Annotated in this window: 10 protein-coding genes; 2 read left to right on the top strand and 8 right to left on the bottom strand. The window is 48.9% G+C overall.

The features are described 5' to 3' along the window. Positions 1-154 precede the first annotated feature (154 nt). Positions 155-2671 (bottom strand): rhamnogalacturonan lyase, encoded by a 2517-nt coding sequence (locus tag G9G57_RS06250; RefSeq protein ID WP_016821414.1) that lies wholly within the window; start codon positions 2669-2671, stop codon positions 155-157. Positions 2672-3038: 367 nt separating this feature from the next. On the opposite strand from G9G57_RS06250, the gene G9G57_RS06245 reads away from it, so the two are divergent. Both G9G57_RS06245 and G9G57_RS06240 read left to right on the top strand, forming a co-directional pair. Further along, positions 3039-3623 carry an RNA polymerase sigma factor gene (locus tag G9G57_RS06245; protein ID WP_017426342.1) on the top strand — a complete coding sequence of 195 codons (585 nt, stop codon included), beginning with the start codon at positions 3039-3041 and terminating at the stop codon, positions 3621-3623. Continuing rightward, a complete protein-coding gene (locus tag G9G57_RS06240; RefSeq protein WP_164964671.1) occupies positions 3595-4797 on the top strand; it encodes a DUF4179 domain-containing protein in 1203 nt (400 codons plus the stop codon). The genes G9G57_RS06245 and G9G57_RS06240 overlap by 29 nt, the downstream gene beginning before the upstream one ends. 159 nt (positions 4798-4956) lie before the next feature. Here the strand turns inward: G9G57_RS06240 and G9G57_RS06235 are convergent, their stop codons facing one another. The 7 genes from G9G57_RS06235 to G9G57_RS06205 form a co-directional block, all read right to left on the bottom strand. Continuing rightward, positions 4957-8250: a DUF5704 domain-containing protein gene (locus tag G9G57_RS06235; RefSeq protein WP_164964670.1), complete on the bottom strand. Its 3294-nt coding sequence runs from the start codon at positions 8248-8250 to the stop codon at positions 4957-4959. A 6-nt stretch (positions 8251-8256) separates the two neighbouring features. After that, the gene (locus G9G57_RS06230) at positions 8257-9201 is read right to left on the bottom strand and encodes a copper amine oxidase N-terminal domain-containing protein (protein ID WP_164964669.1); all 945 of its coding nucleotides are present in this window, start codon (positions 9199-9201) and stop codon (positions 8257-8259) included. Between the two features lie 429 nt (positions 9202-9630). Continuing rightward, positions 9631-11955, bottom strand: coding sequence for a glycoside hydrolase family 127 protein (locus G9G57_RS06225; protein WP_102998671.1), 2325 nt, complete (start codon positions 11953-11955; stop codon positions 9631-9633). A gap of 61 nt (positions 11956-12016) precedes the next feature. After that, positions 12017-13243, bottom strand: coding sequence for an NAD(P)/FAD-dependent oxidoreductase (locus G9G57_RS06220; protein ID WP_107734111.1), 1227 nt, complete (start codon positions 13241-13243; stop codon positions 12017-12019). Further along, positions 13240-13575, bottom strand: coding sequence for a (2Fe-2S)-binding protein (locus tag G9G57_RS06215; protein ID WP_017426336.1), 336 nt, complete (start codon positions 13573-13575; stop codon positions 13240-13242). Before G9G57_RS06215 ends, G9G57_RS06220 begins: the two co-directional genes overlap by 4 nt. Next, a complete protein-coding gene (locus G9G57_RS06210) occupies positions 13572-13964 on the bottom strand; it encodes a (2Fe-2S)-binding protein (RefSeq protein WP_102998673.1) in 393 nt (130 codons plus the stop codon). Before G9G57_RS06210 ends, G9G57_RS06215 begins: the two co-directional genes overlap by 4 nt. Next, positions 13957-15393 (bottom strand): aldehyde dehydrogenase family protein, encoded by a 1437-nt coding sequence (locus G9G57_RS06205; RefSeq protein ID WP_107734112.1) that lies wholly within the window; start codon positions 15391-15393, stop codon positions 13957-13959. The genes G9G57_RS06210 and G9G57_RS06205 overlap by 8 nt, the downstream gene beginning before the upstream one ends. Between the last annotated feature and the right edge of the window lie 13 nt (positions 15394-15406).

The raw sequence follows: 15406 nt of genomic DNA, 5'->3' as shown, positions 1-15406 counted from the left end.
AAAACCAGAAACACCAACCATGGATAGAATCGTCTATACTCTTAAACTTTAAGAATACAAAATGGCAAGCCTCTGATGATTTAGAGGCTTGCCATTTTACTAAGTCTATTAACTAATGGATGGGGTGCTACAGTTTTAGTCTCCGGCTAATCGTTTATAGATCCTCTGCTGGAACTACAGGAACTACAGGGACCGCTGACTCTCCCTCTATTTCCTTCTCATCTATTTCTGCCCCATCGACTTTTGTTCCATCAACTTTCGTTTCATCGACTTCTTTTTCATCTACCTCCGTTGCCTCTACCTCATCCGCTTCGTCACTGCTCTCTTCATTCATCAAGGCTCTTGGTGTATAGAGCTTGGGAATCGGCACGTTCGCCCAATTCATATCGGATGCAAAGTAAAAGCTCGTGTAGGACGGCTGGTTATAGCCAGTATTTTGACGCGCCACATCCGCACGATACTGCGGGTCATGCATCAATGTGTACAATTTATGCGTTGTAGGCTCGGTGCTCAAATAGATACGGATCGCCGAGCTATCCGCTGTACGGACAAGCATTTCCTCGCGCCAATCTCCGAAAATATCAGCGACCAACGATGGCGTTCCTTTGGTATAATTGTTCGTTTTGGTACCTGCTGCGGTGAGTAATGTGCCTCGTTTCCAATCTTCAATGGTTGGGGTTACGTCGATCGCCCCGTTCACGATTTGTGTGGTCATATCAGCCGCCCATTTGATACTCATATTGGTACCCGGCATCTTGGTATCCAATTGTTTGCCCGCAGCGGTCCACAAGCCTATGGCCCAAGTCTCCAGTCCTCGCTGATCCGGGTCTATGTCACCGACCATCCCCCGACCTGTATCCTTACCGGAATACCCACCGTAGATGACTTCACCCGTTTTGGCATCCCGCAGCGAATAACCATAAGGGGCATAGGTGCCGCCTTCATGCACCATAAAGATTTCTTTTCCTGGCCGATCAGGGTCAATATCAGTCACATGCAGCGCGTCACCGTGTCCCAATCTGGCGGTTTGGCCCGGAATTGCGCTTTCAGGAGGCATAACATCAAACGAGCTGTACAACAGGCTGCCATCATGGTCGATCGTGGCGGAGCCATATACAATTTCGTCTTTGCCGTCTCCATCCACATCTGCGGCACTCAGCGAATGTGCTCCTTGTGTAGTCAAGGTGCCGAATTTCCGGTCCGTTCCATCCCGTCCATGCGGACTATCATTAAACGGATTGGTCATCGGTGCCCAGCCACTGTCCACCATCCAATGTTTTTGGAGATGGCGACCATCCCACGTATAAGTGACTAAGGTGGAGCGAGTATAATAGCCGCGTGCAAATACGGCGTATGGTTTGCGTCCATCCAGGTACGCTACTCCTGCCAGAAAACGATCCACACGGTTAGCAGGTTCAATTCGGGCCATGGCGTAATCTCCCCACATAAGACCGTCATCATGGCGCTCTGGCTCATAGCGAATCGTCTCCAGATCAGTACCCGTTTTCCCTTTAAAAATGGTCAAATACTCCGGTCCATCCACAATGAAACCTTCATATTCTCTCAGCTTGTTTTTGTCGCTCCGCGCAGGAGCATACACATCCATAAAGTAATCCGTCAGGCTTTCCGCATCCTTTCGGGATAACGGGTAGCTATACTTTGGAGCAATACCAAAGCATTCCTCCAGCGTAGCAGGCCACTGCCCCTTGACCACTTCTTCATGCTTCGTCCAGTTCATGAACATATTCACTACATGCTCATAATAATCCGTACGACTCAAACGATAATCGTCCTTATGTGTAATTCCAGCTTTGCGATCCTCACGGGGCAGGGTAATATATTTTTCTTTTTTGGGCTTGCCCTTCTTGTCAAAAGTAATCGTTTTGGTCCCCGGGGCGGTCTTGAACATCAGCTCGGCTTTGCCATCGCCGTCAAAATCATACACCATCATCTGTGTATAATGGGCACCTGAGCGAATATTCACACCGAGGTCAATCCGATACAGCAGCTTGCCCTCGAACGTATACGCATCGACATACGTATTTCCGGTATACCCCTTCTGAGATACATCTTTGGAGTTGGATGGGTCCCATTTTACAAAAAATTCATATTGGCCGTCTCCGTCCACATCCCCCACACTCATATCGTTGGCCGAATAAGTATAGGATTCACCTGCGGGTGTTACGCTATCAGCAGGCTTTTGCAGAGGAAGCTCATAATAACCCTGCTGCCATGGCTTCACTTTGGCACTGCGATCCTTTTCTTTCCCTTTAACGACTGAAGCGACCCTGTACACCGCATTTCCGTTTCCTTCCTTATCCAGATAATTGGTGCTATCCGTCACCGTCGCGATTTTCTTGCCATCACGGTATACGTTAAAGTCCGCTCCTGTCAGCCCTGTTGAACTGTAGCCATTCACTTCCTGGGCCAATAACCGCCAGCTTAAAAATACACCCTCTTGCGTCGCCGCAGCTACCAGACCGCGATCCAGCTTTTCCAGCTGAATGCTGCCACTACGGTTTTGTTCTACTGCGATTGCTGATTCTGCCTGCAGCGTGGGTTCGGATAAGTCTTCCGCAGCCACTCCTCCAGTCGTGCCCGTCATCGCCAGCATTGCTGCCAACGCGGCGGTCAAAGTTCCCTTTTGCCATGCGCCTTTCCTTTGAGCCATCCAATTCGTCCTCCTCAATTGTATTGTGATGACAAGCAAATACAGAAAATGATTGCGCTTACATAATTTAAATTCCTTATTATTATAGTTTTGCTGTTCCCCCAAACGCGTTTAAATATCCGAGTATTTCTCTACACAAATCCGTGTTGTTGCCCGTTTCTATTGAAATGACCCCATTAGCCCGTTTAAAACGGTCCATTTTGTGAGTCGACCATGTTAGTTGAAGTGAGAATATCCGAATATCATAAAATGATAAAATGAACGAGCTGTGATCAAACATACATACCTATCAAGGTTCCACAAAAATGATGTCACAAAATGACCCGTTGCGATTGTTATATAGACATAAATACAAGGAGGTGAGCTCTTGCAGGCAACCATCCCCGGGGATACACAGGACAAATACAGCCAGATTGAGCTGGCCATAGAACGTATCAAGGCTGGTGAACAGCAGGCTTATGAAATCATTATTCGGCAATTCGAGCGTCAGATGTACACCTACTGCTTTTATATTTTGAAGAATCATGAAGCCACAGAGGACGCGGTTCAGGACATTTTTATCAGAGCTTATGAGCATCTTCATCAATACAGCAGACAGACCAGCTTCTCGGCATGGCTATACAAGATAGCCTATCATCACTTAATGAATATCAAAAGGAAACACAGCCGCTGGCTCAAACTGGTTCAGCAGGTCAAGGAACAAGAGTCCATCGCCCAAGTATCACCTTATATAAGTGTGATTGAAGAGCTGCTGACTTATCTTACCCCAGAAGAACGTCATATTCTGCTACTGAAGGCTGTCGAGCAATACAGCTTTGAGGAAATTAGCAGCATCATGGGCTTAAAGTCGGCAACCATCCGCAAAAAATATGAGCGGCTTCGGCGCAAGCTGCTGGACCACAGAAGCAAAGGAGGACTTGTTAATGGACAAACATCTAACACCACCTTATGAGCGTGAAATGGACCCGTTGGAAAATTGGATCCATGAATCTGTCATGCCCAGAGGCAGTATGAGTGATCAAATTATGAAGCAGATTGAAAAAAGAGCCATACAAAGAAAGACGACGAAACCAAAGTTTGCAAAACGGGCTGTTCTGGCGGCATCCGTAGTTGGCATATTAGGGGCAGGAGTGGTAGGCGCCGGGTTTGTATCACCCACGATGGCGGCCACACTCAAGCAAATTCCCGGAATTGGCAGTATTTTTTATGGATTGAGCTCGGATGAAATTCAGACTGCTGTAGATAAGGGCATTCTCAGTCATCCTAATGAAAGTGTGACGCATGACGGAATTACGCTCACATTAAGCGATGTTCTGTATGACGGTACACGCCTGTCCTTTTCCATTGAGCGTCAAGGCGAGAATATGCCGGAAGGCTCTATAAGTCCTTATGTACCTATGGATGCTGAAAGTAGTGGTAATGATGAATGGTTAAAAGCCCATCAAGTGCCTGAGAAGAATCAGCTTAAGGGCTACTTTAAGCATCCCGAAGTACAGATTAATGGAAAAAAGGTTGACTCTCAACAATTCATATACGGTGATGATCCGCATAAAAAGAATTCCGTCATGGGGGAATTCATGCAGTTAGGATCTTTGCCGGACGAGTTTGAGTTGACGGTTAAAACTTCGATGACAGGTGTCAACGAGCCCTATGAATTCAAAGTTCCGGTGAAAATCGACAACACCATGATTGTGGTCCAACCGAATGAGACGAAGACCAGCAATAACTTCAGCTATACCGTGAAGGAATTGAAAGCTACCTCAACTACAACTCGTCTAGTGCTGGACAGTACAGGTGAAGTACCTGCTTCCCAGGAGCAGACGGGAGAGTATGCGCCAACGATGATGTATTACGATATTGCAGATGATCAGGGCAACATTCTAGAGCAGCGCAAATTCGGTTATTTCCACAGCAAGCCTAAGACAAAATATCATGTGGATGAGCTGTACGATGCTCTTAAACCGGGCACGAAATACGTGACGATTAAGCCGTTCATTTTGACCGTCAAGCCTACCGACTGGAGCATTGTGGGACAAGTGAATGACAAGGTTGGCAACGAAGTGAAGAAAGGCGACAAAACGTATATCAAAGAACTGGAAATGAAAATCCCTGTGCCAGCCCAATAACATCAATGCAAGAGTGAGCAAGCCTGGATGAGAATCCAGGCTTGCTCATTTGGCTCGATTTACATTAACCCGTCCCTTCTCCTGCTTATTCAACTGTTTTTTACTGGTTATACAAGCAAAGGATAAGTTTAGGTTATCTTTAATTTGTATATTTCCCAATTAGTGAGGGACAAATGAACGAAAATCATCCCGACTGGACTGGTCTGCATGATAAAACACGACATCTCCATCCTGTAAATGAAAGGTGTGTCCGTACGGGTCCTTTATCTCTCTACGATATCCCTCCAGTTGCCATTGGTTCAAAAGCGGGCCATTAATATATTGCAAATGTGGATGCTTGGTGTCCCCCTGACGGAGTGATTCCAAATTAAAGTGAACCACTATAAAGCCTGTCTTCTTGAATATATCTGTATGCTCGTTTAGCTCCTGACGGTGACTGACCTCGTGCAAATCCGTCCCTTTGGTAACGGCGTACACATCAGCAGGCAGACTATACTCGCCATACCAGCGCTGAATCGCCGCATTCGCACGATCGGCATCAACCCCCTCCGGCAGGTCCGTCTTTGGACCGATCAAGGTACGCACAGCAGCAGGCAGCACTAGCCAGTCGTAGCGTCCAACCCAGGTCTTGCTACGTGTAATACGCTGGACATACAGCGCCACATAACGTTCCAGCATTAACTGACTTCGCTCTGCTTCACTCAGTCCATGTTGATATTGGTAGGCTGCTGTATCCTGCATTTCCTCCATAGGGACATTGCGTAGCCGTTCATTCAAAATAACATATCGCTTTTCCCGGTCCTCTGCCGATCCTACACGGATAAATTTTCGGCTGCCTGCATGTGTATACAAATCCACCTCTTCCCGCTGTCGCCCATCTTTGCTCACCCAATAAAATGAAGGGGTAATGCGAATTCCATCCTGGGCGCTGAACATATTGCCTTTGGTTTTGAGGTCAAACTTGAAATGGTAGCCTGTCTTGACCGCCACATTTGCGTAACCTTCATGTGGGTGACTACCTGGGCGAACGGGCAATGTGAAGGGCTGCGTGTTCCCTCTGGGCAACCCGTCAATATTGCCAAGCCCTGTCCAATAGGACAGGCCGCTATGCATTGGGCTTCCTTTTTGCTGCCAAAATACTCGCTCCCAATGGTAATCAGCAATATCCGTGATATGAAAATCATACATCCGTCCGATGACTTCAATATTCACCACATCATTGGCAACATGATGGGCGATATCCGTGTTAGCATGGCGCTGTTCGGTAAATCCATCCGGTGCATTTTCGGCAATGGTGCGGAACTCAACTGTATAATTCCCCTCATCGACCCATACGGGTAAATAAAAGTCTGTGTCCAACTGCAGCATCGGAATGTCGATCCAGGTACCTCGCGGATAAAAATGTGTCTTCCCTTTGTCGTACACATCGAACGGAAAGCGCACCTGCTTGGTTCGTACATATTTGGCATACTCCCGATCACCATAGCCGGGAATATTCAAATGCGGACCTGCTGTTGAAATCGTCACTCGAAAAGGACGCTCCAAAATAAGTGCCGATCGCCCCTTCGTAGGTTGGGTTTTCTGATTATGAGCAGCATCATCCGATACTTTAGACAGATTCACTACGGGAGTGTGGACAGTCACCGTATTGATTCCCTGTATCGGCAACGTTTTATCCGCACCTCCATTGATATTTCCTTTGAGAATAGCGTAAATGATGTCACCACTGCTGGGCGTGTTGGGCTTATTGATCTTATGCTTATCAATCACATGATTCGGACTGTACAGCACATCGGCCCCAATCGCTCCGGAAGAGGGAATCACACCTGGTTTAGGGCCATTTACCTTGACGCGCTCTGGATTCATAATGATCTTGTTTTCAAAGGTCAAAGTATCGTTCTCCACTTCGATTTCCTTAACTGCCTCCTCTGCCTTAGATTTCAGTACACTGCGATCATCAGGCACACTGGGCTTGCTGCTGCCGCCATTTTTGCTGCGACTACCTCCGTCCACTGTGCCTGGTGCAGGGGGCGGATAAAAGTTACCCTGGGTCGCCGCAATATAAGAAGGGGGAGTATAGGATTGCGGACGCAGGGTGATTGCTTCATTGGGTAACGCATAGTTTCGCAACGTAGCCTCCTTGATGCCATATACCTCCAAGTTGTCTATTTTCCAATAGGAGTACGGACGGACAATTTGGTAAGTATACGTTCGCTTCACCGTCTCATTCCGCCGAGACTTTTTCTTAGGCCGCCAACTCAAGCGGTACTCCCGTTTTACGTTTACTGTATATGTACACTGACCCGTCATGTTCACAAACTTATGTTGAAAAAGGTATCTCTTGGCTTGTACATGACCGTACAGGCTTTCAGAGGTAGGAATACCTTTAGATACGTCAAATCGTTCCCGACCACGCTGGTCCGCTTTGATCACAGCAGATACTACTGGGTCCAGTTCGGCAGTTTCCAAGCGCAGGCCTGGAACGGGACGGGAGCAGACAACACCATTCGTTGGCTGTTCATGATCTTGGCAATCTGAGGGCGCTCCCTCTTGGCTTTCTCCAGGCTTAGGACAGCCCTGAGCTTCTTTGTAATACAAGTAAGCGGTAAACTGCTCAAAAGAACCGTCATAGGTAAACCCGGGTACAATTCCCGGCAAAATATCTCCGCTTGGCGGTTTACCTGTCGTGCTTTTCTTGTAACCCACATACTCATATTTCGGATTGGTCGGCGGGGTGAAATCATACGGTTGATTAGGTTTTAGCTCATCTTCTATTGGTGTAAATACGTTGTTAAGTGACTTTCCGTCAGTTGTAAAATGCTTGACGATGAGCGCGCTCTCTAGTTCGATTTTGAATAGGATGGGCTGGTAGATGCGCCAAGCTTCTACTTCTTTGGCACAGGTAGGGCAGCTCTCTTCTTTTATATTTTTAGCTCGACCTATCGCATTCAATCTCATATTTAATGTAATTGGAATGATGGTGGTTTCCGTTCCAATCCCCTGTTTCTCAAAAGGCAGAATGTCTGAATCTTGTGTACCTTTACTGATAGCACGTGCATAATCCATATAATTATCAGCTCGAGACTCTTGGAAATACTTAAAGTAGTCAAGATTCTTTTTATTCTTATCAGTATTAGGGTCATAAAGTGATGCTTCAACACTTTTTATTTTTCTACCTGGAAACTGAAACTTATATGTGAATTTGGCTTCGCCCTGCATATCCTTATCAGGCTCCTTGCCGCCATCCGTGACCCAAACCCCAGCTGTGTTCTTCCACATGTCGAAATACATCATACCAACAAAGTAGCGATTGTTCCTATCTGCAAAGTAAGATAACGGCGTAATTTCCGTTTCGGCAGCCGCACTGTTTATGGGAAAAGAAAACGGTGGGAGCTGCAACAGTAGCAGTACCCCCACCAGTAATACGGCCAGAACGCGTTGTGTCTTTTTCATATGCTCCTAATTACCCTTCCACGGGTTGACCATCAGCGGAATATAATCCTGTGAAGCAAGGTCAAAACCAATGTATTCAATATCTGATAGCTTAAACGATTTGTAATTCTTTATTCCTTGAAAGAGTTCATCGCCAGACGAATAAATTGGATAATAAACTATCTTTGTACCATCACCGTTATCTTGCATCAAGTCATCCATTGGGTAACGAAGACGTGTATCTCTATTCTTAGTCAGATAGAAAATACTGCCCGCTGTTGACTTCGTCTTCACTCTCATCTTGAGGTAAGGAACACCTTTCGAAGACGTGTACGGCTCAACAGTGTAAACGTCATGCAGTAACTTGATAGGCAAATCGGATTGTTTAAAAATCACGACTTTATCATACGGCTTGCCTACAACGTTATTGATGAGACTTCGAGTAGTATTTATCGCCTTTTTATACGGCTCAATACTAACTGCCTGATGTCCCGTATCCTCCAGCGCAGCGATTTCCTTCTTCCCAATCCAGACCCAGCGGCTGACCTTATCCCATTCTACCGTCTGTCCCAAACCCTCACTCACTAACCGCAGCGGCACAAAAGTACGGTTTTGCTTCAAGATAATCTTCGTTTCATACGTTTTCGTTTGCCCATCCACGGTAGCGGTGTTTTGTCCCACTGTCATGTTAACGGCATGTGCATCATTTTTAATCGACACGGCTAATTGGCCGCCTGTTTTCTCCCAGCCCACCTTAGCACCCAATGCCTCGGATACAAACCGGATTGGAACCATCACATAATCGTTACTATCCTGAAAAGGTTTGGCATCCGGGAATTGTATTTTTTTCGCATTTAATAAGACTTCAATTGGTTTGGTGCTACTTGCCGCCTCCGTCATTGGAATCGCACTTGCCCCGCCCCATAGCAACGTGACTGCGGTCAAACTCAACAACCATTTTTTCATACTCATCTCTCGATCCCCTTTGTCTGCTTAAACTTATAAACTATGTATATCAACTCTAATCTCATAAACTCATCGCATCCCCACTTTCGGAAAATACTGGATACAACTTATATATTATAGGGTTTCCCAATTACAAAATCTATAAGAAAAATAACTAATATAACTACTCTAAAAATCATTTCCTATGAGAAATCTCCCGCTCTAAATCATAGAATTGCCTCCTTATATAACTTATATTTCTGCAAAATCTCATCAAAAAAGGGCTGCCTCTTCCCTCTGAAGGAAGAAACAGCCCGTGTGCTTCACGCGCAAAAACTATGAATATATCAGTTCATATCCTATGGATTGTTCCAGCATCATCCAATATTTCTTACATTTTAAATCATTACTGATTAAAAATCAAACGTTAATTTTCTCACGAAACAGCTCAAAAAATCATTCATGTGCACCTGGACTCCCAGCTTGATATAGCCGCTCATACACATCCTTGTTGACCATCCTCAGCCCAAACAATCTGCGGATACGCTGTCCAGGCTTGGCTTTGAAGGTCACTGTGGCTATATCCTTACCCTCCAGATATGCAGCCGGAATAGCGGCATTCACGTTGTAAAACTTGTCAGCCTCATCAAAGCCTTCACTAAAATGCTCAAGCAGATGACCGTTAATCCAAATATCAAAATCACAGTTTGGCATTTCCAGCGTAGCCGTATAGGTGATAACCAGCAGCATTGGAGCAATCGGATCTGTCTTCAAATCGAAAGAGAACCAGCCGTCAATTCCCGCATTCCGGTAAGGTCGGTTATTCACATATCCGGTGCGAGTCGAAGCATCTCCCTGAAAGTTGTGATCCCGCTCCGGCTGCATTTCTCCGGGTTGGGCAAAGTCAATCGTGCACTGCTCCAGAATCGCCAGCTTTTCGCGTGCTGCTGTGTATTCCTTTTCCGCCTCCTGCCATGCTTCCTTCGTAAAAATGTCCCAATAGACTGAATAGGTACGGTCATGCATTTTATACAGCGGAGACAGTTCCACATCTCGGGGATGCCCTGCTTTTAAGGTACGGAATGTATTCGTTTTGCCCTCCACGGGCTGTATCCAATGATCCAGTTCTTCTGTTGGAGGGATGAATACCGGGGTATAGAGGAACTCTTTGGCTTTAGGATCTTCTAAGGGTCCCAGATCACCTGCCAGCACCAGCGGTCCATACATGACAGCCGCCCGATCCGGGTTATCTGGCATCTGCTCCAGTCTGAGCGACATCGGAATTGTCACCTCAACAACATCACCATCAAGCCAGGTTCTAGCGATAGAGACAAAGCTGCCCGGTTCTGATTCAACCGACTGTTCCTTGCCGTTTACACAGATAGTGATCCCTTTTTCAGCCCAATAAGGATAGCGGATGAGCAGCATAAATGGTGCAGGTTGATCACATTGAATTTCCAGCGTGGTATGATCCGTGTCTGGATAGGACGTAGTTTGTTTTAGCGTAACACCTGTGTCCTTCCATGCCAGCGTAGAAGCAATGAACTGATTGACATACAACTTATCGTGATCGTGAAAATATATGCCGCTACCGTAGCTCGCATGGTTTTCCATCCCTGTGCCCACACAGCATGTAAAATCATCAAATTTACTTTCAAAATGCTTGTGCCCGCCCATGGCCAGCGACAGAAAATACGTAACACCCCCGTGAACCGGGTCCTGAGAAGCCAAAATATGATTGAATAAACCTCGCTCATAAAAGTCCGCTTCCTTGGCAGAAACATTCCACTGAAACAGGTGATTAGTCAGCTTGAGCATGTTATAGGTGTTGCATGTCTCCGTCGTATGCGGTCCGATGCGATCATTCAAGCCATCCGGCGCTCCAAAATATTCTCCAAAGCTATTGCCGCCAATGACATACGAATGGTGATCCACCACCCGCTCCCAAAAAAATTCTACCGTCTTCCGACGCTTCGTGTCATTCGTGAGCTCATATTCCTTGGCAAGCCCGATTAGTTTCGGTATCTGTGTATTGGCGTGAATGCCCTGTAAGCAATCCTCCTGTGAGCTAAGCGGGTCCAGCACCAGCTTGTGCCAGAAGCACTCAGCCAGCCGCAAGTAGCGCTCTTCCCCGGTATCCGCATACAAATCCGCCAATACCTCATTCATGCCTCCATATTCGCAAAACATCATCTGCTGCATCTGCTCATCGCTCATCGGCTTCAAAATTCCTTCGAGCCAGTCCGCCAGTTTGCGCTCTACACCTAATGCCTTGTCACAGTCTGTCAAATGATACGCATCACGCAAACCAGCGAATAACTTGTGTAGTGTATACAAAGGAGCCCAGGCACCGTTCAGGTCAAAGCCCTTCGAACGAATATTTCCGGCAGATACCTCTTCAAAAAGTTCCTTTCCCCCAGGAATACCAGATACATATCCGTCACCATGCGCCGCCTGGCAAACATCCAGTTCATCCGTAATGTAATGTGCGATCTCCTTAAAACGTTCATCGCCTGTTGAAGCAAACATCATGGAGCAAGCGGACAAATAATGTCCCAGCATATGACCGGAAATAGTCATCGCTTCCCAGCCTTCATATTGAGGCGCTTTGGGCGCAAGCCCGGCATATTCCCGAAAACGCGCCAGCAGACGATCAGGCTCAAGCTCCAACAGGTAAGATCGGTTTAGCTCCATCGCCTGCTTGAAGGGACCTTCAGCCAATACCACCTCGTTCAGTGCGAACGGTGCTGCTTTCATATGGGCCTTTGCTTTAAGAGTCATCTTCCGTTCCTCCTTTAAGGCAAATTTGGAGTAAAAAACGTATATTCAACCTAACGAGCCGTTACGCGCCGCTCCCAGAAAAGATTTGCCCCCACTGCTGGTACAGCTGTGTTCTCGCTTCTGTAATGCCGGGGTGAAATTGAATTAGCGCATGTTTCCGTGCAAAATGAACCTCACGGATTGCCTCCTGCACCCGTTGTTCCCCGCCTGCTCCACCAAGTCCAGCAGCATGGAGCATGGAAGCGGCTGCTAATCGCCCTTGAGCCATGGCGACCAGCCCGCTTTCGATGCCGGTAATATTGCCGGCAACGTACAGTCCTTTGAGCGAGGTTTCCATTCGCTCACCATGTAGTGGAACATGCCCACCCAGTTCAGGGCTGTACACGAATTTGCACCCGGCTACCGCCGCCAGCTCAGCGAGCGGATACAAGCCGCCGCTCAACGCCACGAAGTCGGCGGGTTCGACGCGCTCGCTGCCAGCAATCGGCGAGCCGTCCGGTTTAACGTGGACCAGGGTCACGGATTCGACCCGGTCCTGCCCGTTGACGGACTGCACTGCTGTCCGCAAACGGATCGGGATATCCCACAGACGGAAGCCTCTGTGGGGATAGCAGCGCGCGATGAGCTTCTCCATCCGCATCGTCGCTGCCAGCTTGCCGCCGGCGCGCATCCAGGCGGCAGGCGCCAACCCCGACAGCTGAAGCAGCAGCTTCGCGGAGGCTGTCGGATCTGCCGCTGCACCAGCCAGCGGACCCGCGCACGGCAGTGTAATCGCCGCCACCTTCACCCCGGCGACGGACAGCTCGCGGGCAATCGCCATCGACAATACGTTCATGCCTACGATGATGCCGCGCTCTCCCGGCTTGACGTAATGAACATTGGTCAGCACCTGCGCAGCCCCGATGGACATTACACCCGGTAACGTCCAGCCATCCAGCGGAACGGGAATCTCAGCCGCTCCAGTCGCCAGCAATACGTACTCAGCCGTGAGCAATCCACAGGAAGTGGAAATTTCCCACGTTGTCGTATATTCCATGCCATGTACGGAAACGCCACAGCGAATGTCCACCCCAAGCTCCGCGCAGCGGGTAATCAGCTCATCCGAAACATGCTTTCCGATCCACCAGCCTTGACTGCCTTCCTCATGATATTGCCCGGGCATACGTCCACCCGGCTGAGTAAACTCATCCAGTACCGTGACTGGCAATCCTTGTTCAGCAGCCGATGCCGCTGCAGACAGTCCGGCCGGACCTGCGCCAATGACGATGAGATGTGCCATTTTATTCATGTCACAATTCTCCCTGTGATTTCATTCGAAAGCTGCCGTCCGGTTTCCACCACCATACCTTCTTCCAGCTTGGTCAGACAGGAACGAACCGTACCAAACGGATGAACCGTCAGACGGCATTCGTTGCAGTGCCCAATAGCACAGTATACGCCCCTGGCCGTACCGGATTCCTCATGCCTTCTCAGCAAACGGACACCGCTGGCGAGGAGCGCTGCCGCTAGTGGTTCTCCAGCCAATCCCTGCATGGGACGACCATCAAACATGAAAGATACTTGCCGCCGCTCTGGCTTGGGTCCCAAAATCGGATGATTTACGATACGTGCACGGCTCATAGGGAACCTCCTTCTGCCAGCTGACCGAACGTTACGGGACGCACCGGGGGCCTTTGAGATAACAACTCCGCCTCCCGGCGGGCAGCAGGAACCTGATTGTAAAACCATGATTCCACTAATTGTCGGCATACCCTGCCCTGGCATGCCCCCATAGTCACCCGCGTAGCCATTTTAAGCTGGCGAACAGTATCCACACCCATGAGGCAGGCCTGCTCCATCTGTGCAATACTCACTTCTTCACATCGACACACAAGCACATGGCCTGACGCACCAAACGTTTTTGATTGCACACCCGGAGATTCAGCATACTGGTTTTCTGCATAATGGGTCTTTTCCCCCTGCACTTCCGTCCCAACCGTATCACTTCGTTCCGTCGCGCGTTTACGCATAGCTGATCGCACAGGTTTTAATCGCTGAATAAAAATCCAGCGCCGCCTGACCCTGTTCCCGGGTATGTGAGCTTGACTGCTTCAGACCACCGAACGGAGACTGATACTCAACTCCCGCCGTCTCCTGATTAACCCGTACCATTCCCGCGTCCGCTTCATCCAGAAACCGATGAGCAAGCCGCAAATCGCGGGTGAACAGGGAAGCGCTTAACCCATAAATAGAATCATTGCACAGCCGAATCGCATCCTCAAAGTCGTCGGCCTGTATGACACTGATGACTGGGCCAAAAACCTCCTCCTGAATCAAGGTGTGGGACGAATCCAGACCAGCCGCCAGCAGTGGACGCACATAATAACCGTTATCTGTCCCGGCGGCGGTTCCACCTTCCGCCAAAATATCAGCGTCCCGGCGAGCTAGCGATACATAGGACATGACCTTCTCGTACTGACTCTTGGATGCCACAGGTCCGAGATACGCACCGGGGTCAAGCGCTGGAGCGATCTGGATTTTTTCCACCACTTGGCGTAAAGCTTCTGTGAACATCTCATAGGCAGACCGTTCTACAATCACCCGGCTGGTGGCCGTGCATTTTTGTCCGGCTGATCGAAAGGCACCGCTGGCAATCATCGCCACCGCCTGCGACACATCCGCGTCCTTCAGCACCACGGCAGCATTTTTGCCGCCCATCTCAGTCTGGTATTTGATGTTCCGACGTGCGCACCGTTCAGCAATGCCCAAACCTGTAGCGGTAGAACCCGTGAAGCTGACCGCCTCCAATGCTGGATGCTCCAGTAGGGCATCGCCTATACGACTCCCCTGCCCAATGACGAGATTCAGTACGCCGGGTGGAAGCTGCACCGCCTCGAATAGCTCAGCGATCCGTACTGCGGTTAATGAAGCATGTTCGGCAGGCTTCCAAATGACCGTATTGCCACACAAGAGTGCAGGAGCGATTTTCCACAGCGGAATCGCTACCGGAAAATTCCACGGCGTTATGACAGCCGTTACCCCCAGCGGGATACGCTTCGTGTATTGGAGTACTCCCAACTCATTCGAAGGAATGACTGTACCGATGGAACGTACACCCTCTGCCGCATAATATCGAAGCAGGTGGACACCTCGCATCACCTCTCCTCGCATCTCGGTAATCGGCTTGCCCATTTCTCTGCTGGCCAGCTCAGCCAATTCTAGTGCGGCTGTCTCCAACAACCCGGCTGCTTTGAACAAGTAAGCTCCCCGTGCTGCCGGGCTTAATGCTGCCCATCCTGCCTGTGCCAGTCGTGCTGCTTCCCCGGCCTGGGCAATATCACGCTCATTGGAGAAATGGACGACCCCCACTTCTTCCTGCAACGCCGAAGGATTACGAACCACCATCTCCTCGCCGGAAGGGCTCAGCCACTCACCGCCAATCCAATTTCGGCTCTCCATCGTCTTCACCCCC

This window comes from Paenibacillus sp. EKM211P, from assembly GCF_011066175.1.
In the GTDB taxonomy this organism is placed as follows: domain Bacteria; phylum Bacillota; class Bacilli; order Paenibacillales; family Paenibacillaceae; genus Paenibacillus; species Paenibacillus polymyxa.
This window is presented reverse-complemented; position numbering and strand designations above follow the sequence as displayed.